The 21952-nt window shown below is 62.0% G+C and carries 30 protein-coding genes; 13 read left to right on the forward strand and 17 right to left on the reverse strand.

What is annotated here, in order from left to right; translation table 11 throughout:
- The first annotated feature begins 34 nt into the window (after window positions 1-34).
- Window positions 35-652, forward strand: coding sequence for a hypothetical protein (locus tag HYPGJ_RS14770; RefSeq protein ID WP_046847807.1), 618 nt, complete (start codon window positions 35-37; stop codon window positions 650-652).
- Between the two features lie 201 nt (window positions 653-853).
- Here the strand turns inward: HYPGJ_RS14770 and HYPGJ_RS14780 are convergent, their stop codons facing one another.
- Together HYPGJ_RS14780 and HYPGJ_RS18875 are read right to left on the reverse strand one after the other, a co-directional pair.
- A complete protein-coding gene (locus HYPGJ_RS14780; RefSeq protein WP_143440533.1) occupies window positions 854-1153 on the reverse strand; it encodes a hypothetical protein in 300 nt (99 codons plus the stop codon).
- A complete protein-coding gene (locus HYPGJ_RS18875; protein WP_159108307.1) occupies window positions 1137-2846 on the reverse strand; it encodes a zincin-like metallopeptidase domain-containing protein in 1710 nt (569 codons plus the stop codon). Before HYPGJ_RS18875 ends, HYPGJ_RS14780 begins: the two co-directional genes overlap by 17 nt.
- Before the next feature lie 244 nt (window positions 2847-3090).
- Between HYPGJ_RS18875 and HYPGJ_RS14790 the strand changes: the two genes are divergently transcribed.
- The 9 genes from HYPGJ_RS14790 to HYPGJ_RS14820 all read left to right on the forward strand — a co-directional run bounded on the left by HYPGJ_RS14790 (window position 3091) and on the right by HYPGJ_RS14820 (window position 7220).
- The gene (locus tag HYPGJ_RS14790) at window positions 3091-3657 is read left to right on the forward strand and encodes a DUF2726 domain-containing protein (protein WP_052750921.1); all 567 of its coding nucleotides are present in this window, start codon (window positions 3091-3093) and stop codon (window positions 3655-3657) included.
- 56 nt (window positions 3658-3713) lie between these two features.
- A complete protein-coding gene (locus HYPGJ_RS14795) occupies window positions 3714-3899 on the forward strand; it encodes a hypothetical protein (RefSeq protein ID WP_046847810.1) in 186 nt (61 codons plus the stop codon).
- Complete coding sequence (locus HYPGJ_RS19550) at window positions 3896-4027, forward strand: hypothetical protein (protein ID WP_280136165.1); 132 nt, start codon at window positions 3896-3898, stop codon at window positions 4025-4027. Before HYPGJ_RS14795 ends, HYPGJ_RS19550 begins: the two co-directional genes overlap by 4 nt.
- 121 nt (window positions 4028-4148) lie before the next feature.
- Complete coding sequence (locus HYPGJ_RS14800) at window positions 4149-4778, forward strand: hypothetical protein (protein WP_143440534.1); 630 nt, start codon at window positions 4149-4151, stop codon at window positions 4776-4778.
- Window positions 4775-5233: a hypothetical protein gene (locus HYPGJ_RS14805; RefSeq protein WP_143440535.1), complete on the forward strand. Its 459-nt coding sequence runs from the start codon at window positions 4775-4777 to the stop codon at window positions 5231-5233. Before HYPGJ_RS14800 ends, HYPGJ_RS14805 begins: the two co-directional genes overlap by 4 nt.
- A 41-nt stretch (window positions 5234-5274) precedes the next feature.
- Window positions 5275-5424: a hypothetical protein gene (locus tag HYPGJ_RS19245; protein WP_159108308.1), complete on the forward strand. Its 150-nt coding sequence runs from the start codon at window positions 5275-5277 to the stop codon at window positions 5422-5424.
- Between the two features lie 249 nt (window positions 5425-5673).
- A complete protein-coding gene (locus HYPGJ_RS14810) occupies window positions 5674-5883 on the forward strand; it encodes a hypothetical protein (RefSeq protein WP_143440536.1) in 210 nt (69 codons plus the stop codon).
- A 560-nt stretch (window positions 5884-6443) separates the two neighbouring features.
- A complete protein-coding gene (locus HYPGJ_RS14815) occupies window positions 6444-6797 on the forward strand; it encodes a hypothetical protein (protein ID WP_143440537.1) in 354 nt (117 codons plus the stop codon).
- 180 nt (window positions 6798-6977) lie between these two features.
- Window positions 6978-7220 (forward strand): hypothetical protein, encoded by a 243-nt coding sequence (locus tag HYPGJ_RS14820; protein ID WP_046847815.1) that lies wholly within the window; start codon window positions 6978-6980, stop codon window positions 7218-7220.
- Here the strand turns inward: HYPGJ_RS14820 and HYPGJ_RS14825 are convergent.
- The 15 genes from HYPGJ_RS14825 to HYPGJ_RS14900 form a co-directional block, all read right to left on the reverse strand.
- Window positions 7207-7467 (reverse strand): hypothetical protein, encoded by a 261-nt coding sequence (locus HYPGJ_RS14825; RefSeq protein WP_143440538.1) that lies wholly within the window; start codon window positions 7465-7467, stop codon window positions 7207-7209. The genes HYPGJ_RS14820 and HYPGJ_RS14825 overlap by 14 nt on opposite strands.
- Window positions 7468-7478: 11 nt before the next feature.
- A complete protein-coding gene (locus tag HYPGJ_RS14830) occupies window positions 7479-8354 on the reverse strand; it encodes a glycosyltransferase (protein WP_052750922.1) in 876 nt (291 codons plus the stop codon).
- A gap of 24 nt (window positions 8355-8378) precedes the next feature.
- The gene (locus HYPGJ_RS14835) at window positions 8379-8867 is read right to left on the reverse strand and encodes a helix-turn-helix transcriptional regulator (protein WP_046847817.1); all 489 of its coding nucleotides are present in this window, start codon (window positions 8865-8867) and stop codon (window positions 8379-8381) included.
- 210 nt (window positions 8868-9077) lie between these two features.
- Window positions 9078-10253: a hypothetical protein gene (locus tag HYPGJ_RS14840; protein WP_046847818.1), complete on the reverse strand. Its 1176-nt coding sequence runs from the start codon at window positions 10251-10253 to the stop codon at window positions 9078-9080.
- A complete protein-coding gene (locus HYPGJ_RS14845; RefSeq protein WP_046847819.1) occupies window positions 10240-11088 on the reverse strand; it encodes a hypothetical protein in 849 nt (282 codons plus the stop codon). Before HYPGJ_RS14845 ends, HYPGJ_RS14840 begins: the two co-directional genes overlap by 14 nt.
- Complete coding sequence (locus HYPGJ_RS14850) at window positions 11085-11411, reverse strand: HNH endonuclease (protein ID WP_046847820.1); 327 nt, start codon at window positions 11409-11411, stop codon at window positions 11085-11087. Before HYPGJ_RS14850 ends, HYPGJ_RS14845 begins: the two co-directional genes overlap by 4 nt.
- Window positions 11404-11601 (reverse strand): hypothetical protein, encoded by a 198-nt coding sequence (locus HYPGJ_RS14855; RefSeq protein WP_046847821.1) that lies wholly within the window; start codon window positions 11599-11601, stop codon window positions 11404-11406. The genes HYPGJ_RS14850 and HYPGJ_RS14855 overlap by 8 nt, the downstream gene beginning before the upstream one ends.
- The gene (locus tag HYPGJ_RS14860; RefSeq protein ID WP_046847822.1) at window positions 11598-11834 is read right to left on the reverse strand and encodes a hypothetical protein; all 237 of its coding nucleotides are present in this window, start codon (window positions 11832-11834) and stop codon (window positions 11598-11600) included. Before HYPGJ_RS14860 ends, HYPGJ_RS14855 begins: the two co-directional genes overlap by 4 nt.
- Window positions 11831-13180 (reverse strand): type IV secretory system conjugative DNA transfer family protein, encoded by a 1350-nt coding sequence (locus tag HYPGJ_RS14865; RefSeq protein ID WP_159108309.1) that lies wholly within the window; start codon window positions 13178-13180, stop codon window positions 11831-11833. The genes HYPGJ_RS14860 and HYPGJ_RS14865 overlap by 4 nt, the downstream gene beginning before the upstream one ends.
- Before the next feature lie 45 nt (window positions 13181-13225).
- Window positions 13226-13528, reverse strand: a complete 303-nt coding sequence (locus HYPGJ_RS14870) for a hypothetical protein (protein WP_046847824.1) — start codon at window positions 13526-13528, stop codon at window positions 13226-13228.
- 57 nt (window positions 13529-13585) lie between these two features.
- Window positions 13586-14629 carry a hypothetical protein gene (locus HYPGJ_RS14875; protein ID WP_046847825.1) on the reverse strand — a complete coding sequence of 348 codons (1044 nt, stop codon included), beginning with the start codon at window positions 14627-14629 and terminating at the stop codon, window positions 13586-13588.
- A complete protein-coding gene (locus HYPGJ_RS14880) occupies window positions 14629-15726 on the reverse strand; it encodes a hypothetical protein (RefSeq protein ID WP_143440539.1) in 1098 nt (365 codons plus the stop codon). Before HYPGJ_RS14880 ends, HYPGJ_RS14875 begins: the two co-directional genes overlap by 1 nt.
- 9 nt (window positions 15727-15735) lie before the next feature.
- Window positions 15736-16563 carry a hypothetical protein gene (locus HYPGJ_RS14890; RefSeq protein ID WP_046847828.1) on the reverse strand — a complete coding sequence of 276 codons (828 nt, stop codon included), beginning with the start codon at window positions 16561-16563 and terminating at the stop codon, window positions 15736-15738.
- Window positions 16560-17078 carry a hypothetical protein gene (locus tag HYPGJ_RS14895; RefSeq protein ID WP_046847829.1) on the reverse strand — a complete coding sequence of 173 codons (519 nt, stop codon included), beginning with the start codon at window positions 17076-17078 and terminating at the stop codon, window positions 16560-16562. Before HYPGJ_RS14895 ends, HYPGJ_RS14890 begins: the two co-directional genes overlap by 4 nt.
- Window positions 17079-17315: 237 nt before the next feature.
- A complete protein-coding gene (locus HYPGJ_RS14900) occupies window positions 17316-17822 on the reverse strand; it encodes a helix-turn-helix transcriptional regulator (RefSeq protein WP_143440540.1) in 507 nt (168 codons plus the stop codon).
- A 419-nt stretch (window positions 17823-18241) separates the two neighbouring features.
- On the opposite strand from HYPGJ_RS14900, the gene dnaB reads away from it, so the two are divergent.
- The 3 genes from dnaB to HYPGJ_RS14915 all read left to right on the forward strand — a co-directional run bounded on the left by dnaB (window position 18242) and on the right by HYPGJ_RS14915 (window position 21892).
- Window positions 18242-19699 (forward strand): replicative DNA helicase, encoded by a 1458-nt coding sequence (gene dnaB, locus HYPGJ_RS14905; RefSeq protein ID WP_046848451.1) that lies wholly within the window; start codon window positions 18242-18244, stop codon window positions 19697-19699.
- Window positions 19700-20198: 499 nt separating this feature from the next.
- Window positions 20199-20636 (forward strand): translesion error-prone DNA polymerase V autoproteolytic subunit, encoded by a 438-nt coding sequence (gene umuD / locus HYPGJ_RS14910; protein WP_244466175.1) that lies wholly within the window; start codon window positions 20199-20201, stop codon window positions 20634-20636.
- Window positions 20633-21892, forward strand: a complete 1260-nt coding sequence (locus HYPGJ_RS14915) for a Y-family DNA polymerase (protein ID WP_046847831.1) — start codon at window positions 20633-20635, stop codon at window positions 21890-21892. Before umuD ends, HYPGJ_RS14915 begins: the two co-directional genes overlap by 4 nt.
- The last annotated feature ends 60 nt before the right edge of the window (window positions 21893-21952 follow it).

Here is a 21952-nt window from a genome sequence, read left to right on the forward strand (position 1 = left end):
GCAATGGAGATGAAGCAATGGGCGTGAGCCTGACATGGGCGAAGTGGAAGACAGGGAAGAATTGGTTCAACGCCACTTCGAGAAGGTACGCGACGCGTCGCTCCGCGTGCTGAAGGCCAAGGGGGCAGCTGAGGTCAAGGGTTCTCTCGACAGCCTCTTGAGGATCTATGTCCGCATCGCGATGGCGGATCTGGCGAGTGCCCGGGATGAGGCGGAATACCAGCGCCAGGTGATGGTCCGTGAAGAAAAGGGCGTTCGCTACAACCTCGATAAGATGGTGGGCATGTTGGACGAGGGGAACGCCGCGCTGTTGGAGGTAGGCAGCGTGCAGCCCTTTTTGAGCCTCGCCGTGATGTTCGCGGAGAATGCCGTCGCCTGTACGAATATCAAACTGACGCGGGGACCGTATGCGGCGCTTGCCCATGTGGCGATGATGCTGGCGGGCAATGCGGCGTTCGTCGATGCCGATGCGGCGGATGAGCTCGCCAATCTTGCCTGGTGTGCGAAGCGGCTTCCCGAGGATGCCGACCCCTTCGGGGCGACGCCGGAAGGGCAGGTGTTCAACAGCAAGCACGGGGATATCGCTTTGGAATTCTCTGTCAGACGTGAGCGTGGCAGCATGCAGAGAAAGGGTGCCGATGGGTCGCTCTGAGCTTGCAGCAGTCGACGGCAGGCCTGGCCTCATTCACATGGGTGTGCCGATGGGGAAAGGGGACACAGGTTGAGCGGTGGTATGGGGTGGAGTGGTTGGGTGGCGGGGCCCAGGGCATGAGCCTGGGGGAGTTGGACGCTCTCATCAAACAGCACACGAGCCCGAAGTTGGTGCAGAGCCAAGGTTAGGAAATGCGAGCGCCTAGCGGAACAAATCACCCTGTTTCCAGCGCGCGAGCGCAATGGCATAGCGCGAATGAACGGCATCCCGGTCCATCCAGGCGATGAGGTAGGTGACCACGCCGCCCGCCGCGGCGACGTTGTCTTCATCGAGTTCATGGACGTGGTATCCGTTCTCGGTGAAGGGGAGGGGGGCACCGCGCGGATGCACCACCTTGATGACGAGGCGTGACCAGCCGTCGATGCGCCAATCCCGGATGTGCTCCACCCGGCAGGCGACGTCCCGCCAGGTGAAGGAAAAGGTTTCAGGCGGCCTTGGCATGGTGCGCCCCGCTTTCCGAGAAAGAGGTGATGTAGCGCACGGCCTCGGAGGCTCGGGCTGCGGCGCGGAAGATCGCCTTCTTGTCCTCTTTCAAGTGCTTCAACCAGTGGCTGATGTATTCCGCGTGCTCCTCCCTGACCACCGGCGAAATGCCGAGTTCGGCACAGACCATCGCGGCGCCGGCGTCGGCAATGAGCTCTTCGAAGGCATAGACCGCATCACTGAAGGTCTTGCCCTTTTCACGGTTCAGGCGGTGAGGCGCGCCGGTCCAATGGACCAGTTCGTGTGCCAAGGTCGCGTAAAATGCTTCGCGCCGTTGTTCCATGTCGCCGTGGAACAGACCAGCATCCGGCATCTTGATGAAATCGGCATCGCGGACATAGCAGGCGCTATCGCCGCCAACGACCACCGTGGCACCTGTCGCCCCAAACACGCGCTCGGCGTGATCAAGGCGCTCAAAGGCGGGCGCAAGCGGCGGCGCCACCTTCGGCACCCAGCCATCGCACTGCTCGACGTTGAAGACCGAGTAATGCTTCAGCACCCGCCGCGTGCCGTCATCCTCCTCGCGCTCGGCATCGGGTTCGACGGTGATGGATTTGTAGAACACGACGATGGAAGCTTTCTCGCCCTTGCGGACTTGAAGACCGGCTTTCTGGAGCTGGCGGAAGGAGCCCCACGTGTTGGTGCTGTAGTGTTTGTGAAGGGCGCAGCAAAACAAGTGGATGCAGTTGACGCCGTGGTAGCTGTGGCCTTCGATGTTGGCGGGGATGAAGGACAAGCCGTTGCCCTGGTGCCATGGCATCTTCCATTCGCCGACGCCACGCTCGATGGCGGCGACGATGGTGTCGGTGACGGTCTGGTGGATGTCCAGTTGCTTGCTCATCGGACCACCTCCCGCCACACACGGACCGGAGTCGACCCCGCGCCCGCCGCCGGACTTGCCATGGTGAAAGATCCAGGCCCTTGCGGCGCGCGTGATACCGGTGTCCTCGAGATCGGCTGTCGCCAGGGACTCCGGGAAAGCGCCCGAACAGCTCATCGTCCCTACGTCGTGGAGGTGAAAGCTGCACGTGAAGCGCGGTGTGGTGATTTGGAACCGGTTGCTGTAGGCGAATGCCAGTCGCTGAACCTCGCCGCTTGCCAGGATGACGTAGTCGCCAACCAACGGCTTGAAATGGATGGCGCGAAACTTCATCGCCGTGCCGAGGATGGCAGCGTCCTTTTCGTCGAAGACGATGTCCTCCGTGACGGGGACGATGTCGGGGATGGTCACGTCCTCGAAGACAGGCTCGGTCTTCACATCGACCTCGTCATAGACACGGCACGGGATCATCGCCGTGACGCCGTTGTGTGCGCGGGAAACGCCATGGTGGAAGAACCAGCAAGCGCCTTCGCGGAGCTCGAGGCGCTCCTTGAGGTTGGCCCTCTTGATGGAGGGATCGAGGCTGCCGGAATAATCCAGCGCGCCGCTGGCATCGAAATAGAACGACCCCGCCTGGTCCTTCACCGTCACCTGGAGGCTGTCGCCATGGTCATGGGTGAAGCGGCGCACTTCGCCGGTCTTGAGGATACAGAAGTCGCCGACGCGTGGGCCAGCGATGTGGGCGCGCCGGGTGACGCGCTCGAACAGGATGTCCTCATCCCGGTCATCGAGGTCGGTGCGGTCTTTTCTTAGCGGTTGAGAGCTGCTCATCTTTCTCGTCTCCTTGTTTGGCAAGGGCGGGCGCATCAGGCGCGCCGCCCGCGCCGTTCAAGGCCGGGCCACAAAGGGCCCCGTCACCCCGAAGGGGCGAGCGCGAAGCGCGAGAGGCGAAGCTTTGACGGGAAGGGGGGCCGGACTAGGCGCCGGGCTCGGCGGCGCGCCCCCGCCTCCTCTCTCTCCACCTCGCTGCCGAATTTGTTTGCCAAGGATGATGCTTTGGGATTCTAGGTGACCCATGAACGGAAATGCGATGATGTGGCTGCTGCTCGCCCTTGCTGTGGCGGTGTGCATAATTCTGCTGCGGGCGCTTTTCCGCAGCCGCCGCGCGAACGAGGTCGCTGATCCAAAGAAGCAGTTGGGTTTTGTCTCCAGGGTGGAGTTCGAGGGACGGCCCCTTCTCAACAGGAGTGAGTTCCAAGTGCTGCTGGCCCTTGAAGAAGCTGTCCGCCTCCTCAATGGCGGCCACCGTGTGATGGCCCAAACCTGCTACGGCGAGTTCCTCAAGCTGAAGAGCCGCGAGAGGAACGACGACACCGACCGCGCCTACCGCTCTATCAACAGCAAGCGCGCGGATTTCGTCATCATCGACGCGGCGGGTTACCCTGTTGTCGTTGTCGAATACCAAGGCTCTGGCCACTACCAGGGCACGGCCGAGCTGAGGGATGCGGTCAAACGCGAGGCCTGCCGGTCAGCGGGCGTGGCATTGATCGAGGTGTTCCCGAAATTCGACAAGGCGACGTTGTCCCGCGATCTCCGGCAGGCCTTGCAGCGCGCCGAAGGTGTCAAGGCCGTATCGCATTAGACCGAGCGGGAACAACACCCGCGTGATCTCCGTTGCAGCAGCAAAGGAGAACAAGCATGGCCGTCAACAAACCCACTGGCGACAACGCCCGCAAGGGCGCTGTCAAGAAGCGCTCCCAACTTCCCGGCAGAATCCAGGGGGAACCTACTTTCACCAAGCGCAGCAGGGAAACCGGCGAGTTTCTGAGTCAGAAGAAGGCACCCGCCAAGAAGAAATACAAAGGGGTGCGCACGGAGCGATGACGGATGAAAATCAAAAGCCGGACCAGCGCAAAGGGCCTTGGCAGTGCATGTTGATGTTCGTCCTTGCTCTGGGCGTGGCAGGAACAATTCTGGTGGTGCTGTTTGGCGGAGTTCTTCATAAACCATGAGCAATGGGCTGCAGCTCTCTCATTTCTGAGAGACGTCAGGTGTCGGCGATGAAATGGCGTGCAAAAGGTTTGCCGCCGGAATCCTGACGGTATACAATAAGGGCAGAACGAAAGCCCTGCTTTGAAGCCCAGTCTCGCGCACGACGCCTCCTCCGCCTTGAACTGGGCAGACCCTGTGCACCGCGCCCGCATTTCTGAAAACCTCCGTTCAAACGCGGAAATCCTCATTGAAGAGATCCATGCGACCAAGCTTGGCGCCGATCGCGCGGCGCTGTTCCATGACCTGAGCCGCGTTTATTCTCGCCTGGCGGTATGCGACCTCGACGCCGCGCGCCAAGCGGAAGGCAGGATCAGGATGGAAACGCAGCGCGATAATCTTTGCCGGCTCACCCTCGAGAAAATGGCCGACATGCTTGAGGAGATGTGCTGGACGGCCGAGAAAGACATGCAACGGCACTACATGGTGCTGGCCCACGCGTTCGGCCGGACCATTGGCCAGGAAGGCCTCACTGGCTGGTTCGACAAGGGACCGATTGGCGCGCTTAACCGGCTCGCCGGCACGGTGGCGGAAGTTGATGTCGATAAGGCCATCGGTGAACGGGAAGCCTTTCCCGAGCTCATCAAGATGGCGCGCATGATCCCGGTCCATCAAGGCGTCGATGGGGAAGAGATCGAATCCCAAATCTTCCGCGATGGCCTCCGCCTGTTCCGTCGCCACCAGGGCTTAGAAAAATACTCCTTCGAGAAGTGAGCACCGGCACTGCCCTCTCCACCGTCACGCCCACGTCCAACGTGGTGCAGCTGATTGAAGTGCGCCTTCGCCACCGGCTGGATGAGATGGCGGGCTGCATCGACGAAGCATTCCAGTCATTTTCCTACGACCGCACCTACTGGATCGTGATGGCGAAGATGGCCGCGCGGCAGGTGGCCGATCCCGCTGCGGGCAGGCTCTCGCTGGGCGCTTCGCTCCGCACCGGCCGCTACGGTGGATTGAGCGTGGTGGCCAACCTGCTCGCACCCGTCAGGAAGGACGCGAAGCGCTTCATCACTGATTATGCCGAACTCACCTGGCACGCACGTGATCTGCTCGATGGGGTTTCGCCCTTCGCCGACGAGATGCTGCACGCGGATTTTCAAGATGCCTATTACCGCCTCGCCAGATCCCTCAACAAGGACGGCTGCCTCAAGGAAAGCCGCATGCGCTGAGCCACCCCGAACAACCCGACCTGTTCTTCGACTTCATCGGCATGGAGGCATACCGGCGCTGGCAGCGACGTGAGGAAGCCAACGACAACCAGGTGAGCGCTGCCCACAACCGCCTCATCATCGAGAACGGCGATCCAGAGTGCGAGAAAGTCATCGCCGCGCTGGAGGAAGGCTGGAGCGAAGGCAGATGATGGAGGAGGTTCAAGCGGATGCAGGAAGAAGAAAACCGGACGATCTGCAGAACCCGTCCGGTTTCCACCCCGCTGCCCTTATGCCCGTTGGCAATCGTGACGGAATGCTAGTGGAAACGCTGGCCGCTTTCCTGGCCTAATTTGGTACGCTGGCGGACGACCATGCCTCAGCTGAACACGGGCCAATCTCCTGCTCTTGCCAGGAACAAAGGCGCCTTCAGCCAGTTCGCTGGCAAAGGAGCACCGCCCATGGACACCGACGACATCCTGGAACGCAACAAGCAGCAGCTGGTCGACAAGGCGAACGAGATTGCGGAAAGCGCCAAGCCGTATCTCGATGAGGCGAAGCCCTACATCGACAAGGTCACGAACTATGCCAAGGCCAATCCCGTGGAGGCGATGGTGATGGCCGGGATTGGCGCGTTCATCTTGGGCGCCTTGTTTGGGCGCCGCCGTTAGGGTGGCAAGGGAAAGGACACCGGCGAACCGGTGTCCTTTCATCCGGAGCCCCGGAAAGCGGACGCACGCAACACGATCGACCGCCCCGGTCGGGGCAAGGGGGCTATCCCCTCTCGTTCCGAGGATCACACTGCATTTGTTTTCATGGCATGAGCGGCAACGCTCACGCTTTTTTAAGACGCCCGTGGGGTTGGGGATGGACGCATTCGACGCGGTACAATCCGGCCGTCCAATCCCCCCGTCTGCACGTACGCGGTAACTCACCGTGCAAGGAGACAACCGGGTCCCTACGCCCCGGTTGCACAGCTTACCGACCAAGCCTGTGGATAAGCCCGATCCCCCAGGGCGAATTAGCGCTTTCTCTAGCGTTTGGTACATCTGATACCCGCTCTAGCGCGGCCCAGCAAAGCCAGTTTCGAAACGGCTCAAATGAGCGCCCCGTGGGCATACACTTGGCGCTAAACACCGTACGCTGATAGAATTCCGCCATGAAGCGAGAGGATGACTGGCTTACCTACCTGCAGGCCGAGTTGGCCAAAGCCGGGAACGAAGGACCTGCTATGGCGGTCGTCACCAGGATGCTCACGCACGAGGAGATGGACGCCGCGCTCGCGGACCTCGAAGCGGTGGGCGTCAGCGAAGACGAGGAGGAGGTGGCTGAAGCCCTCGAGCGGCTGCAGGATTTCTCTTACTGCTGGTCCACCGTGGATGTGGCGCGCTGCGGAGAGTACGCCCCCCACGTGCTGGAGGAGCTGATCGCCTTCATGTCCACCTACCGCCTGGGGCAGGTCAAGCGCGAACTCAACCAGGTCGAGCAGGAGTTGGTGGAGGCCACCAGGATGATCGCGGAACGCCGCGACCCGGGCACCGTCATCGACGCGGCCGGCAAGTTCACGTCCCGTGACAAGAATTGACCTCAAAGGAAAAAGCCCGACGCCGGAGGGTCCAGCGCCGTCTATTCCGGACGGGGCCCGCACGTCATGCAATGATCTGCGGAGCCGCACGAGCAATCACCGGGTTGGCGAGTCGGTACAACCTCGAAGCCGCACTTCCTCACAGGATTGCTCAGATGCACTTTGTGCGGTTCCCGGCAGGTGTCCCTGCTGCCCGAAGCAGAAAACAACGTGGTGGGGCGCAAGCTCGTCCCCGGCAACACCTACGTCATCATCACAGAAACGCCGGCGGGATTTGTCTGGAGTTGCGGCGGGGGCATGGGCAATGTCACGCCGGGAGCGCATGACCCGTCATTCCCGGGGGAAGGTGTGACAGTCGTATGGTGCGCGGTGCTCAAAGTGGGCGAGCAGAACCAAGCAGGATTTGGCATCAAGGGTGGATGAGCGGAGGCTGCCGAAGCATTCCCATCGGCAGCAGGCAACCCCGGCCATCCGGCGTCACCGCCAACCACAGCATGTCGCTCAGGAAGCGGTAGCGTTTGATGACGGCGCCACTTTGGAAGGTTATCTCATCGTCGGGGACGAAGCCGTTCTTGCGCAGATACTGGTCGAACCACGCCGCATCCTTGCAGAAGGATTCCAGCTTGGGGTCGATCTTGACGGTGGGCGTCACCATAAGCACCAACGTCATGGCGAGGGATGTTACCGTCTGCATGCGCGCATGACGGGGACGAGGTTCGCATCGGGGACGAAAGACGCGCGGGCGCGGAATTGCGCGATTGCCTCATGGGCGAGGCCGAGGTCGCGGCATGTGGGGTGGTCATGGCGCTGCGCGTCGCGCCTTGTCGGCGGCATGGTCCAGGTGGCGGCGGGGTCGGCACGGCCGGCGGCGCGCTCCCGGGCGGAGAAAAGCGCGAGGTCGCGGTAGAACGATTGGGGGAGCTTTGTGCTTTGCGAAACCTGGTCGGGATGGATCCGGTACTTGAAATGCACGTCGGGCATGTTGGCCACGGCATTCGTTTCCGAAAGCCGCAGCCAGAGGTCATAATCCTCGGCATGCGCGATGGCCTCACGGTATCCTCCCATCTCCATGATGGGTTTCCTGCGCATCATGATGCTGGGGTGGACGACGGCGCAGGTGCCGCGTGAGAAAAGGGTGTGGCGGAGCGAGGCGGGCGTGCAGGGATAATCGCTTTTGCCGGTTTCACGTCCTGCAGCGTCGATGAAGCTGGCCTGTGTCCCGACCGCGAGGATGTGGGGGTGCCGGTCGAGGTAGGCGATCTGGGCCGACAACCGTCCTGCAAGCGAAATGTCGTCGGCGTCCATGCGCGCGACATAGGTGCTGGTGCTGGCGGCGAGGCCCCGGTTCAGCGAGGCGGCGACACCGGTCGGCTGTTGGCGGAGGACCATGACGTTGGGAGCGCCCAGCAATCCCCCCGCCGCGTATTCCCAATTATCGGTGGAACCGTCATCGATGATGATGAGGGTGCCCAGCGTCTCGTCGGCGAGAATGCTTTGAAGCGCCGGGGCAATGAAGCGCGCCCCGTTCCTGATGGGCATGATGACGTCGGCACGCAAGGGCACGGGGAAGCTCCGGTTGAATCAGTCTTGGGTTTCGTCGCCGTTGATGAAGCGCCGCCGGTAGTCCGAGGGCGTGGTCTTGAATTCCGCGCGGAACGCGTCGGTGAAGTGTTTTTCGTTGTCGTACCCGGCGCGCTTGGCGACCTTGTTCACGCGGAGCCGTGTATCGGTCAGCAACTTCGCGGCGAAGCGGATGCGCGCCTTGCGGATGAGTTCCCCGGGGCGGGGCGCCTTGAGCTTCTGCAGTTCGCGGCGGAACGTGGCTTCACTCATCCCGTCGACGCGCATGGCGAGCCGGTGGGTGGTGAGGATTGCATCTTGGTATCGGGCGGCGCGCTCGGGATTCCATCCGAGGGCAAGGGCCTCCGCCCTGATGGCTTCCTTCCTTTCCCATTCGCCTTCGATCCATTCGTCGATGATGGCGTGGACGCGCTGGAGGAAAGGGTCGCTGCGCGGGCGTTGCGGACCGGGGTTGATGTTCATGGATGTGGCGTATGGTTCGGGTTTCATGGTGATCGGGCAAAATCCACCCTGTGCCCGCGAACAGCGCTGTTCGCGGGATTGGAAAATCGAGAATGAAAAGCAGTCCCCTACCGCTCCAAGGGAGCGCTAATGCCCGTTATCACCACGGTGGTTTAACGTCATCCGGATGATGGGAAATCCCCCGGTAAAGCAGATTAATCAGGAGTGGCGGGCAGTTTCGAACTGAAGGTTTCGTTGTCATGGTGAGCTTGCGCGAGGCAGAGCATCGCCCTTCTTCGAAGGCGCCGAGGGCATGTCGCAGTCGACCATGCCCGGTGAGTAGGTTCGTGAGGGATAAGCGCAGTCCGGTTCAAGCCCCAAGGCGACTTTCCACACGTGGACGTAGGTGCGGGCGATCATCGGCGCCATGACGACGCTGAGGGGCAGGAGAAACGATAACAGGATGGCCATCATCAGATATCCCAGCCATTTGTGTGCGGCCGTGAGAAAGGCGTGACGCGTGGGCGGTATCTCCGGCTGTTTGCAGTTGCTGGCGGCGTCGCTTGTTGGCATGGGGTCCTTGGGCTCCTTCGTTGGGCGTTCGTGGGTCGCGAGTTGTCGGAGCGCGGCCGGTGTTGCGCCGCCCTCCACCTTGCAGATGTTGCCGTGTGTGGTGCGGAGTTTTTGAAGGGCGCCCGCCAGCGCCTCGAAAACCCCTTCGTGTGCAGACGGATCGGCAATGAGGTGCTCGAGGGTGCCGCCATGGCATTCAAATGTCGCCACGCAGGTTCCACCGATGAGCAGCCCGAACAGCAGCCGGTCCTCGGAGGCCACCTCGTCCCAAAATTGGTGGTCGACATCTGCGCCGCGCGCGAGGGCCGCGACGTGCGATTGCCAGGCCGCATCGAGGGACGGGTTGGTCGCGAAAGTGCGCAGCCCCTGGTAGCGGACCACTGTATATCCGGGCTCGTCGGTCAGCGCGGCGGGGCGGCCCGATGCCCGACGTCGATCGCGGAGCCGCTCGAGGACCGGCGCGCGTGTTCTGGCGCGTTCCTTGGAGGTCACGCGCGGCATGAAGCCGGGCATCAGCCGCATGGCAAAGGACGAGGTCCGCGAGAAATCCAGGTCTTCCGTCATGATGGCGGCAAGCCAACCGATTTCCTGGTCCACCCTCTGCGCGGTGTGGCCGAGGCGGTCGAGCCGGTCCATGTGCGCGGCGGTGATCCAGAGGGCGTAGGTGCGGACATCCTCCCGCTCATGGAGGTATTTTCCCGCGCGCAGCAGGTGCCAATAGGCGAGTGCGATGATCCGGGGCTTTTTGGAGGGGACGATGCGCGGAAGCGGCCAAAGCAAATGCCGCGCTGTCCCGTCGGCGGTCATGCCGTCGAGCACATGTTTGAGCTGGATGTTGATCGGCACCTCAAAGCTGTCCATCGGTTTGCTCCCCGGTGTCGCCGTTTTTGAAAAGCGCGAGCTGCCCGGGGTCGGTGGGCTGCAGGAACCCCGCCGCCGTCGGCCACAAGGCCGGGAATGCGCCGGCGTCAACGGGCCCGAGCATCTCCTGGATGCGGTCCGCGAAGTGGGGAAAGACCACGAAGAAATCCTTCGGCGGCTTGTTGAATTGGACCTGGGTGATTCGGTCCTTGGTGATCTGCAGCAGGAGGCAGACCAAGGTGCGGTGGCGGATGGTGAAGAGGTGGCGCTGTTTCCGCTTCACCGGTGTCCAGTACATGGTGTTCGGCAAAAACCCGTTGCCGTGCGGGGTTCTGAGGCAATTCGTGAGCGTGGTGCCGATCTCCAGGAGATGCGCGGCGTGCACGAGCTGCTCGAGGACGAAGTCCCCAACCGTGAGCTGGACGGGTTTGGCCGGAATCGGAAGACGTGTGAGGTCGGCGATGACTGCGTCCTCGGTGAGATACTGCTGGTCTTTTTCTCTGTGCTGGAAAGCCTGGTACTGCGTGTAGATGGCGCTGCCGAATCCCAGCCGCGTGGTGAGCTGCTCTGGGTGGTTTGAAAACCAAATGACGCCCGCCATGTGCTGGATGGTGTCGGTTTCGCCCCAACCGGTGCGGATGATGTAGATCGCGAACTTGCGGATGAACTGCACGCGTTGCGCGTCGGTGATCGCCCGCGCGTGGTTGACGAACGTGCGCGTGGTGTGGACCACGACATCGAGGGCGCGGGGATCGTGGGGAAAGGCGATGGCGGGTCCGCCCACCTTTCCGCCGATGACGCGGTGGACTTCGGCGCGGATGTCGATGCTGTTCATGAGGTTGCTCCGGCGTGCGACGGGACAAGCTTTGCTGGGCGTGGCGGTGTCTCGGCGCGCTCGATTTCCATCAGGCAGAAGAACAGGAGCCACGGCGTCGTGCCCCGGCGATTGTTGCACGCGTTGCAGGCCGCGACTTCGTTCGGGAAACCCCGCCGTCCGCCCTCGGCGAAGGAAATTAGGTGCTCGAGCGTGACCTCGCGCGGGTGTCGGGGTCGATGGCGGGTCACCAGCATCGGCGACGTGCAATAGAAGCAAAGGCCGTCCTGCTCGTGGAAGAGCGAGGCGCGGCGGATGGGGTCATTCTGCTTAAGCCTACCCACGTGGGGCCTCCGTCGAAGCATCGCGGCGGCCAAGCGCGTAAGCCTGGCGGAGCGCGTCGCGCAGGTGGTCGAAGGAGGCCATGCGGGCGTGGTGGTCGACGTAGCTCGAGTGGAGCCCAAGCCAGTCGATGATCTGCTCGACGGTCTCACAGGCCCGCAGCGTTCCGTCGTCGATGGGGAACGTGGTCATCCGCGACCTCCATGGAGGGGGATCGGGATGCGGCAGTCCCCGCCGCATGGCGGCGGCGCGAGCAGTGCCCGCCATCCGTCAAGCGAGCTTCGTCCGAACTGTTGGGGACTGACGATGAGCAGCGGCGTGATGCAGAATCCGACCGCCGCAAAGGCCAAGATGAAAAGCACGACGACTGCGTCGACGCCTTCGCGGCAGGCGTTCAGTAGTATTCGGACAACCGTTTTCGTCATGTGTGCTCCCTTGCGGGGAAGTGGAGCAGCACGCCGCCTTTGTCTTCATGGACCTCGTAGTCCTCGTCCACGAGGGCGAGCTCCGGCTCGGATGTGTAGAAGGGATTGGCATCGAACTGCCCCGCGAACATCGCGTCGGTGAGGTAGTTGGGCATCCGCGCCACCGTGCCCTTGTGCCCCGGCCGGTAGAGCGCCAGCTGGTTGTTCTTGAGGGACGTGATCGGGCGCGGGCAGGTATCGGCGAGATACTCCTGAAGCACCCGGGCCGCCATCGGCGTCGATGCGCCGAAGTATTGATGAAAGGCGCTGTTGTTGAGGATGGATTGCCAGTCGTGGGGGTAGACCTTGGCGAGCTGCGTGAGATCTTGCCAGAATGTCCACACCTTCACCCCATAGCCGCGCATCAGCGTGATGGCGGTGGTGATCTCCTTCACCTCGCCCAGCTGCGCCGCCTCGTCCACTAGCATCAGGGTGGGCAGTTTGGGCGCCGCCTCCCGTCGCCCGATCGCGCCAAGCAAGGTGATGAGCCAGAGCCGCAGCAGCTTGGCGTGGGTAAAAAGCTTGTTGGGGGGCAGCACGAGGTAGATGGTGATGGGATCGCCGCGTTCGACCTTTTTGAGGTCGATGGTCGAGTGGAAGAGGCTGTTCGCCACGGCGCCGCCGGTAATGAAGTTGAGCTGGTCCATCGCGGTGGACGTGATGGAGGTGCGGGTCCGCTCGGTGCCCATGCCCAACGGCGCAAAGGGCTCCAGGATGCCGTGATGGGCCGAGGCGACGGGCGCCGGCGAGAAGCTCGTGGCGCAGACCGAATACCGGTCGTAGTTCTCGATGACGGTCCTGACGTCCATGAGCGTGGGCTTGATAAGGTGGTCCACGCAATATTCGATGGCGTCGGTCACCAAACTCGCGGCGCGCGAGTCCCAGTAGGGATCATTCTTGGTGCTGAGCACCTTTTCCTGGATCACCGCGTGCGCCAGCACGCGCATGTCGTCGTAGCTCGCCTGCTTCAGGGGGCCCAGCATGTCGAAGGGATTGAGCGAGGCGCGCTGGATGCAGTCGGTGACACCGAAGGGGTCGAGCACGTGCACCTTCTGGCCCATGTCGCGCCTTCTCCGCGCGGTCACCGCGTAGTTCTCGCCCTTGGGGTCGATGACGATGGCGGGCCCGCGCCAAGTCAGCAGCGCCGGGATGATGCAGCCCACGCCCTTGCCCGCGCCCGTGGGCGCGACGGTGATGAGGTGGCCTTCCTCCCCCTCAGCCCAAACCGGCTTTTGAAATCCGCCTTTTTCCTTCTCGGCCCACCCGAGCAACAGCCCGTGCTTTGGCTGTGTTCTTACCGGCGACACGGAACCCTCCATCAGGATAATCAAAAGAATTCAAACAAAGCCCGCTCAATGCGCCGTGGGCAGGCAAACACGTTTCATCATCAGCCTGAGCCGCCGCTGCGATGTGATGCCGGTGAGTTTCAGCCAGCGGATGAAGACGAGGATGACGGCGGTGCGGACGCGGTCGAGCGCCATCTCCTCGGGCATGTGCTGTTCGAGGTCGCTGAACAGTGCCACCAGGATGATGCCCATGGCGCTGACATTGATGTTGTTGACGGCAAGCACGATTGGTTTGCCGCGCGATTCTCCGTCCGCCGTGTAGCCCTCCATCACGTTGAGGAGCTGCGCGTAGACATCCGGTTTCTTCATGCGTGAATCTCCAAGGTCAGGAGCGTGCCGTCAGCGTCTTGGGCATTGGGGCACGCCTCAGCCGTCAATGGGCGCTGGCCGGCGAGCGCGAATGCGCCAGCCATCTTGAGCCGTGTGTGCCGTGATGCGGTTGCGGATGTCATTGTCGGGCCCCCAGGGCAAACAGGCTTCATTGGCTTTCTCGGAGAGGAAGGTGTCGCGGAATCTCTTGGTCGCCATGAAGTGGCGTGGACCGTGCCGCAGCCGCATCCACGCGGCGATTTCCGCCAACGTGGAGTGGGCCTCGTCATGCTGCGTGTGCACGACGGTGCGCACCGGCGTGTGGATGATGGTTGCGGCATGGTTGAAGTCGCTGTCGTGCCGGAGCGAGTAGATCAGGCAACAACCCTTCTGGATCAGCAGCCAGTACGACAAGAGGCGGATTTCGTCGGCATTCGTGGCGTAGGCGTCTTCACCACGGAGATAGAGCAGCATGGCGAGGCTGCGGTAGCCGGACTCGAACACGTGAAACGGATGCGTGAGCTTCACGAACTCCAGCGAGCCGTCGGTCCATAAAACGGGCGGCGGTGGCGCACACATTTCTGCGCGGAACGCCTCGAGCATCGCGAGGGTCTGCTGCTGCTCTTCGCGCTCCAGGGCTTCGGCAAGGCTGTCCCACTTGGCCGCATAGTCATAGAGCGTCAGCGGCAGGAAGAGGGCATCGGGATTCCGGGCGAGATAAAGACCGGCACACAGCCAGGCGAGCGTCTCCGGCTCGGCCGGCAGCGAGATATGGTGGATGCACTTGCTGATGATGAGCGTGCGCGCCCGGTCATCGAGCGGGAGCTTGCCGTCGAGGTCGCGGAGCAACGTGCCCGCGACGTGGCTGACACGGCAATAATCCCGCACGTTTTCCGGGTTGCTGGTCGCCGTGTGCAATGCAGGCAAGCCATCGGCGGTCCAACCACGCTTGACGTTGTTGATCTGGTCTTCAAGCGTGATGGGTGGAACAATCGGCGGCGCTTTTATCTTGCCGGTGATTGCCGACGCAGACGGCATCAATGCTAATGCACCGCTGCCAAATGCGAATTTTCGGCGGGAAAGCTTATCTTGCTCGGACATCAAACCACCTCCCCGCGATCGCGTGGAATGACGAACCGATGTGGTGGTTCGGGCCACGGCGCTCCAAATTGTGTGCGGGCCATATCCGAGAACGCAGGCTCAAGCGTGAGGTGCGGGTTTTTATGGGGGCACGATAGCAGCGGTCCGTGGTCCCTCGTGGCGACGCTCATCGAACGGACGAAATCGGTCCGCGCGCTGCCACGAACGATCCGGTTTGTGGCGCTATCGAACAGAGTGCCCGCGCACACTGCAAAGTAACCGCTGGTGCGGCCATCCACCTTGAACGCATAAAGCGCGTAGGCACCCGACGCGATGAACCGCCAAAAGAGAAGGTGCTCAAGGTCATCCGGGTAGCGGAAGGCGCTGGTGCGGATCGGTGGGTTGGCAAACTGATAGGCGATGGGTGAGTTGGTCTCCACGCCAGTGACGTAGACGCCCATGGGGCTGTCCACCGCGTGGAGCTGGTTCCGTCCGCAATCCGACTGCCACACCACCGGCCCTGAAGGGCAGTCATTGTATCGGCGGTGGCAGGTCTGCCAAGTTTCATCAGTCGTAAACACTGCCCTGGTGTGCCGGGATGGAAAGGTGTTGGGAGGCGCAAGGGGAAGCGCGCGTCCTGGCTCGATCCAGGGGGCTAGGTCTGTCGTGCCCGGCCAAATCAGATCGGGCCGGTGGGACAGGTAGTGGGCCGCGAGTTCGACGCGGTGAACGAAGTCCGGCATGAGCGCGGGCAATCCCACGTCACGGTGGACGTAGCGGAGGAGCATTAACAGGGCGCGCGTGCGTGCGGGTGAGCCCGGGCCGATTTCGGCACGGCGCGAGATGATGTCCACCATCCGCTCCGCCGCAAGGATCATGGTGGTGAGCGAGACCGCATCCCGGGCGACCATCTGGTTTGACGGTAGCGGAAAGGTCGTGGAGGCCGGCCTTATGCGCATGACGTCGAGCAGCTCCTGCTCGGTGGTTGATGGCGAACTCGGCTGCGAGACGTCGTCTGCTGCGGCGGGCAGGCTGATGGCTGGTGGCGCGATGGCAAGCGTACCTGCCCCCGCCATGAAGCCGCGCCGTGACAAGGAAAGTTTCTGGCTGCTGGTCATCGCCTTCTCCTAGATCTCGTCGTTCTCTTTGCATTGCTGTTCTGGCGTTGAAGCCTCTTCGCAGCGATATTGATGAGGAATGTACGGCCCGCTCCCGCTGTGTTGGCCGAGGCACTGGTCAAGCAGCGCCACGCAATGGGAGATGAAGTCCCACACGCCATCCGGCGTGTGCACATAGCTCCATTCAACATGGTCGGGGCCCCGGAGCATGAAGAGCGCGCAGAGAAGCTCACCCTGGGTGACCGTGAAAAGTTTGCCGCGCCCCTCTGCGATGCGCAGCCAGTAGCCGGAGGCCAAGCGAGGTCCCGCGAGACAGTTGCCCGCCCGCCCGCCGCTGGAGAGGAGGTGGTGGGGATGCACAAGCTCGGAGAGCGTGAAGCCTCCAGCATGGGCCCAGACCACCGGTGCGGGTTCCGGCACTCGCATATCCGCGCGGAAGACAGTCCACGCCCGGCGGGCTTTTTCGCGGAGGCGGTGGATGTGCTCATCGCGCCCTAGCCGCGCGGCGCTGCCAAATCCAAGCTTCGACGAAATGGTTTCGGGATGACTTGCAAACCAAGCCAATCCGTCGACGATTTCCTCGGGGAAATAGTCATCACGCCCACGCCTGATGATGAAAAGCGCAAGCTTGCGAATGACAGCGGTGAGCTCGTCCTCGGTGGCATCGGGTCTCTGCGTGAGGAATTGGTCCGTCCAGCGCAGGAGAGTGCTGAATCGGCCAGGATTTCGCGGGTAAGTGATCGGTGCGTGCCGGTGAAGGCCACAGACGGTTTTGCCGTCGAGCACGTTGGCAATCTTTCTCCGCAGGCTCGGCGTGTTTGTGCTGACGCAGGTCATCGGTGGCTCCGGAGAATGAGCTGCGGGCTGATGAGATGCTCGGTACCGGGCTGCGCCTCCTCGAAACAGGGATAGACGACGTGATCTCTGCCGAGTGCGATTTCGTTGATGCAATCGGCAAGAGGGCCGTATTCGGTATTCAATTTGTCAACGCAGGCATCGACGAAGGTTTGGAGGCCTGCTGGAAACTTCAGGAACTGCCATTCATGGTAGGCTCTGCTTGCGACTGTGAAGAGCGCGCACAGTTTGAGGCGGTGCCGGATTTCGAACACCCGCATTTCATCGCGCGCGACGGCCTCCCAGTAGCGGGCAAGCGGCAGCTCCTCGCGCCCGAGGCAATTCCTCGCCTCCTTTCCCGCGCGCAGCAGCTGGCGGGGATGGCGAAGTTCAAGGAGAGTGAAGCTCTTCGCCATCAGCCAGGTGATCGGCGGCGTCTCATGCGTCTTGAGGATGAGGTGAAGCTTCTCCAGCTCCGGCAAGCGGAACAACGCGAGAAGTTCTTGTTCAAGCGGCATGGTCCAACACCTCCCTCAAATTCCAAACGTCGGGTGGTGCCGCGCGCTCGACCAAGAGGCACGAAGGCTCACGTCCGGCTAGGGAGCACGGACATACGGGAGGGTAGGACGGGGACCCCGTTGCCACCGCATCCGCTCGGGAGCGGCGCAGCACCGGGTGATGAAAAATACCATGCAAAAAGACGCGATTGTGGCGCGATTTGGTCAACTCAAAGGTTCGCGGCCAATTAGCGAACTTCAGCTTTCTTGCGCATTTTCCTTAGGTAAAAGCGCGGAAATGAATGTGTCCGCGCCTCCGGGAAGGTCGAACTCATTGGCGATCTTCGCAGCATCGTGCCAATTGAGTACCGGTGTTTTCCTGTCTCCCCGGATCACGCCGTTGATTGTGCTTTTCGACATGCCAAGGAGTTCACCCAGTTGGCGCTGGCTGTAGTTGTGCGCAGTCGAAGCCTCTGCCACACGGCGCCAAACCTCTGTCACCTGCCGTGCTGATGTGCGGTAGAAAGCCCATTCTGCTTTCTCGTCTTCCGTGAGATGGCGCGAAAGCTCGTGCTCATCCATCTGGAGGGCCGCTGCAAGTTCATTTACGTCCTTCATGCTGAGCATGATTGAACCACGTCGGAGTTGTCGGGCGATCTCCCGGTACATCTCAGCTTGGGTGAGACGTGTGGTGGTGATCCCAAGCCGGTAGAGGTGATAAGCCACGCGCGCTGCGAGAGCATCAGGGTCCTGACCATCCTCCAACAGGGGCAAGGGCCGCCGCGCCAGTCATCTCGCTTTCTTTGCGAATGATTATGCGGAAGCGTGCAAAGGGGGAAACTGACAGGTCGACTTTATTGCTGTTTAAATGGTCAAATTTGAATGGATCAAAAGGCGCGGCTGCAAAGCCCCTGTTTCAAAGAGATGTGAGGTCCCGTCGGGCGTCGATGACGGAAACGATGCGGATGACAGAAGTTTGGGATCGAGTGGCTGGTGGAAAGTTGCGTCAATGCGCTTCGGATAAAAGGCGAAAGCGATCTGACCTGTGGGTTGAGGCGAACCAAATGTGCCACGCTTTATTGAAATGAGTGGCGAGAACGTGTGCCCACCGAAGAGGCAGCTTACGAGACACCTCGGCGGATTTCCGTCAATCTCGGCCCATGGGAGAAGCGAAGGCGGTCGGGATGTCCGCGGCGAAGGCCGCGCATGTCGTCGCGCTCAAGGCCACACCCCATAGCGTCGCCGCCGAACAGGCGCTGCTCGGCGCCCTTATGGTCAACAACCGCTGCTACGATGAGATTGCTGGGCAGCTCACACCCGAGCATTTCTACATTCCTTTGCACGCGGCCGTGTTCGAAGCCATCGAGCGCATCATCAACACCTCAGGGGTGGAGGCGAACCCCATCAACATCGCACAGCAGTTGAAGTCGACAACCTTCAATGCGCAAAACGACCTCTACCCCCACCTCTCCAGCATGTTCGAAAACGCGGGCCTTGCGGGTGACATCAAGAGCCTTGCGCAAGTCATTCAAACAACGAGCATCCAGCGTCAGCTGATGGGCTTGTCCGACTCTCTCAAGGTCGAGGCGGAAAATGCCGACACCCGGGAGCGCACGCAGGAGGTCATCGAACGGGCCGGCGATGCATTGTATCGCCTGACCAGCTCCAGCACCGCCGGCACCATGAGGCCGCTCCGCGACAGCCTGCGGGAGATGTACGCGCAGGCCGAACTAGCCAAGCGCGCGGGCGGCGGCATCATCGGCATTGGCAGCGGCCTCGTCGATCTCGACAAGCTTCTTGGAGGTTTCCAGCGCAGCGACCTCGTCATCCTGGGCGCACGCCCCAGCATGGGGAAGACCAGCCTGCTGCTCAACATCGCGCACAACGCGGCCAAGGCGCTGGTCGAGGGAAAGCCGCACGGTGCGGCGGTAGGGGTGCTCAGCCTCGAGATGTCCAGCCGTCAGCTGGTGCAGCGAATGGCGGCCGGCGCCGCCGGCATCGATGGCCAGCGGATCGCGAGCGGGCAACTGACCGATGCGGACATCAGCCGTCTTGCGGCCGTGACAGGCGAACTTGCCGATCTTCCGATCCACGTCGACGACAAGGCCGGCATGTCCGTGCAGGAGATGCGCGCGCGGGCGCGCCAGATGAAGCGGCAGTATGGCATCGGCCTCCTGGTGGTGGACTATCTTCAGCTCGCCACCTCGCCCAGCAAGCGCAGCGAACTCTCCAAGGTGCAGGAAGTGTCCGACATCAGCATGGGCCTCAAGCAAATCGCGCGCGACCTGGACATTCCGGTGCTGGTCGCTTCGCAACTTTCCCGCAGCGTGGAATCCCGCGAGAACAAGCGCCCCACCCTCTCCGACCTGCGCGAAAGTGGTAGCATCGAACAGGACGCTGACGTCGTGGCCTTTCTCTACCGCCCCGAATACTATCTTAGACAACAACTTGGCGCAGGAAGCGAAAGCACTGCCGCAAGCGATTCCGAGCGCCGGAAGCTCATGGAGCTGCAGGACCAGATCGAGAAGTTGAAGGGCGTGACAGAGCTCATCATCGCCAAACACCGCAATGGGCCGACGGACACCGTGCGTCTGCTGTTCCAGCCGCAGACCACAACATTCCACGCGTATGCCGCGCGCTAGTGACGGCGGTTGTTGCCGAGCAGCCGCGACTCCACTGAGCGTGTTCCGCACCCGATGATGGCGGCGGCACGTTCATACGTTACCACAAGTTTTCCATCAGGCCCTTTGGTCATCGTGCTCTTCTGCATCGCATTTGGCCCTTTTCTGTTCCTCATCATGTACGAAATGTTTGGCGGGAACCTCGCCGACGTGATGAGGAGCGGTGGCTAACGAATTGACAGTCAAGACGGGCAAAGACCCAACAAAAAACCCGACGCCGGAGGGTCCAGCGCCGGGTAGTCCGGACGGGGCTCGCAATTCACGCCAATGATCTGCGGAGCCGAACGAGCAATCACGGGGCGGGCGAGTCGACACAACACCAAAGCCGGTGCCGTCCACAGAATTGCTCCTGAGTACGATAATGGATACCCCTAACTGGTTGGAATGTCGTTCCCCTCTTGACGGGAACGCCGATTGGAACAAACCATGAACCGTACGAATTTCATACGGGGGTGTCGGGATGGGTATGGCGAGGTTGTCTTCAGTATATGCGGTTGAGCCGCGCACGGCTGCGCGGGTGCCGTTTGCGCTGACCCCGGTGCCGGCTGGCTTCCCGTCCCCGGCCGAGGAGTACCTGGACCGTCCCCTCGACTTCAACGAGTTGCTGATCCTCCACCCCGCCGCGACCTTCGCGGTGCGGGTCGCCGGCGACAGCATGATCGGCGCCGGCATCTACCCCGGCGACATCGCGGTCGTCGATCGCGCGCTGACCGCAACAGACGGCGCCATCATCCTCGCCATTGTGGACGGTGAGTTCACCATCAAGCGTTACCGCATCAAGGATGGGGCGGCCTGGCTCCAGCCCGAGAACGAAAACTACAAGCGGATACCACTCACAGAGGACTGCGAATTCCAGGTCTGGGGCGTCATCAAGAACAGCATCCGGATGTTCGCGTGACCCACCCCATCGCCCTTGTTGACTGCAACAATTTCTACGCCAGCTGCGAACGGCTGTTTCAGCCAAAACTGCAGAAGGTCGCTCTGGTCGTCCTCAGTAACAACGACGGCTGCGTGATAGCGCGCAGCAACGAAGCGAAAGCCCTTGGCGTCCAGATGGGTGAACCCTGGCACCTCTGCAAAAGCAAGAAGGGTGTCATCGCCCGCTCCTCCAACTATACGCTCTACGGCGACCTCTCCGCCCGCGTGATGACGGTGCTCAAGACCTTCACGCCCAACCTTGAGGTCTACTCCATCGACGAGGCCTTTCTCTCGTTCGAAGGCTTCGAGAAGCGCCTCATTTCCCACGCCACCGCCATGCGCAAAGAGGTCGTCCAGTGGACCGGCATTCCGGTGTCCGTCGGCATCGCCCCCACCAAGACGCTGGCGAAAGTGGCGAACCGCACCGCCAAGAAGAACGCGAAGTGGGACGGCGTGTGCAGCCTGATGACGGGAGAGGATCAGACCGAGGCCCTCAAAGCCCTCGACCTCACCGACCTCTGGGGCATTGCCGGCCGGCTCGACAGGCGCCTGCGCGCGCTTGGCATTGAGACCCCGCTTGCGCTTCGGGACGCCGAGTCGGAATTCGTCCGCAAGCATTTCGGTGTGGTGGTGGAGCGGATGGTGCTGGAGCTTCGGGGAATCCCCTGCCATCACCTGGTCGAGGTGAACCCCGCCAACAAGCAGATCATCGCCTCCAGGTCCTTCGGCCGCGAAGTGACAACCCTCACCGAGCTTGAGGAAGCGGTGGGCAGCTTCACTGAGCGCGCCGCCGCCAAACTCCGCCGCCAGCATCTCAACGCAAACAGGCTCGGTGTTTTCGTCACCACCAACGTCTTCAAGCCGAACGACCCACAGTACAATAACGCCTTCAGTATCAACCTGCCGATCGCCACCGCCGACACCGCCCGCCTACTGCGGGCCGCGATGTGGCTCACGCACAAGCTCTGGAGGGACGGCTACCGCTACAAGAAGGCCGGGGTCGAACTCTCCGACCTCACCGAGACCTCATCCCTCCAGGCCGACCTCTGGACCGCGCCGGACTCCACCAAAAGCAAAACGCTGATGCGCACCATCGACCGTCTCAACCTCGACCATGGCCGCGGCACCGTGAGCTTCGCGATGTCCGGCACCAAGCAACGGTGGGGCCTCAGGGCCGAAAAGAAAAGCAGGCATTACACGACGGATTGGGAACAGTTGCTGGAAGTGCGTGGCTAGACGGATCTCTCGTGGACGTTCGGATGCTTATTGGAACTGAGTGGCTTGGTCGTGGAAATT

Source organism: Hyphomicrobium sp. GJ21 (genome assembly GCF_001006785.1).
Taxonomy (GTDB): domain Bacteria; phylum Pseudomonadota; class Alphaproteobacteria; order Rhizobiales; family Hyphomicrobiaceae; genus Hyphomicrobium_B.

What these genes read in the sequence shown, in the direction of transcription:
- HYPGJ_RS14860 (WP_046847822.1), bottom strand. Translation starts at nt 11,834, where the DNA reads ATGACGAAAACGGTTGTCCGAATACTACTGAACGCCTGCCGCGAAGGC.
- HYPGJ_RS14795 (WP_046847810.1), top strand. Translation starts at nt 3,714, where the DNA reads ATGGCCGTCAACAAACCCACTGGCGACAACGCCCGCAAGGGCGCTGTC.
- HYPGJ_RS19245 (WP_159108308.1), top strand. Translation starts at nt 5,275, where the DNA reads ATGGAGGCATACCGGCGCTGGCAGCGACGTGAGGAAGCCAACGACAAC.
- HYPGJ_RS14780 (WP_143440533.1), bottom strand. Translation starts at nt 1,153, where the DNA reads ATGCCAAGGCCGCCTGAAACCTTTTCCTTCACCTGGCGGGACGTCGCC.
- HYPGJ_RS14840 (WP_046847818.1), bottom strand. Translation starts at nt 10,253, where the DNA reads ATGGACAGCTTTGAGGTGCCGATCAACATCCAGCTCAAACATGTGCTC.
- HYPGJ_RS14810 (WP_143440536.1), top strand. Translation starts at nt 5,674, where the DNA reads ATGGACACCGACGACATCCTGGAACGCAACAAGCAGCAGCTGGTCGAC.
- HYPGJ_RS14890 (WP_046847828.1), bottom strand. Translation starts at nt 16,563, where the DNA reads ATGACCTGCGTCAGCACAAACACGCCGAGCCTGCGGAGAAAGATTGCC.
- HYPGJ_RS14825 (WP_143440538.1), bottom strand. Translation starts at nt 7,467, where the DNA reads ATGACGTTGGTGCTTATGGTGACGCCCACCGTCAAGATCGACCCCAAG.
- HYPGJ_RS14835 (WP_046847817.1), bottom strand. Translation starts at nt 8,867, where the DNA reads ATGAAACCCGAACCATACGCCACATCCATGAACATCAACCCCGGTCCG.
- HYPGJ_RS14895 (WP_046847829.1), bottom strand. Translation starts at nt 17,078, where the DNA reads ATGCCGCTTGAACAAGAACTTCTCGCGTTGTTCCGCTTGCCGGAGCTG.
- umuD (WP_244466175.1), top strand. Translation starts at nt 20,199, where the DNA reads ATGGGTATGGCGAGGTTGTCTTCAGTATATGCGGTTGAGCCGCGCACG.
- HYPGJ_RS14855 (WP_046847821.1), bottom strand. Translation starts at nt 11,601, where the DNA reads ATGACCACGTTCCCCATCGACGACGGAACGCTGCGGGCCTGTGAGACC.
- HYPGJ_RS14815 (WP_143440537.1), top strand. Translation starts at nt 6,444, where the DNA reads ATGGCGGTCGTCACCAGGATGCTCACGCACGAGGAGATGGACGCCGCG.
- HYPGJ_RS14875 (WP_046847825.1), bottom strand. Translation starts at nt 14,629, where the DNA reads ATGTCCGAGCAAGATAAGCTTTCCCGCCGAAAATTCGCATTTGGCAGC.
- HYPGJ_RS19550 (WP_280136165.1), top strand. Translation starts at nt 3,896, where the DNA reads ATGACGGATGAAAATCAAAAGCCGGACCAGCGCAAAGGGCCTTGGCAG.
- HYPGJ_RS14790 (WP_052750921.1), top strand. Translation starts at nt 3,091, where the DNA reads ATGAACGGAAATGCGATGATGTGGCTGCTGCTCGCCCTTGCTGTGGCG.
- HYPGJ_RS14870 (WP_046847824.1), bottom strand. Translation starts at nt 13,528, where the DNA reads ATGAAGAAACCGGATGTCTACGCGCAGCTCCTCAACGTGATGGAGGGC.
- HYPGJ_RS14770 (WP_046847807.1), top strand. Translation starts at nt 35, where the DNA reads ATGGGCGAAGTGGAAGACAGGGAAGAATTGGTTCAACGCCACTTCGAG.
- HYPGJ_RS18875 (WP_159108307.1), bottom strand. Translation starts at nt 2,846, where the DNA reads ATGAGCAGCTCTCAACCGCTAAGAAAAGACCGCACCGACCTCGATGAC.
- HYPGJ_RS14880 (WP_143440539.1), bottom strand. Translation starts at nt 15,726, where the DNA reads ATGACCAGCAGCCAGAAACTTTCCTTGTCACGGCGCGGCTTCATGGCG.
- HYPGJ_RS14845 (WP_046847819.1), bottom strand. Translation starts at nt 11,088, where the DNA reads ATGAACAGCATCGACATCCGCGCCGAAGTCCACCGCGTCATCGGCGGA.
- dnaB (WP_046848451.1), top strand. Translation starts at nt 18,242, where the DNA reads ATGTCCGCGGCGAAGGCCGCGCATGTCGTCGCGCTCAAGGCCACACCC.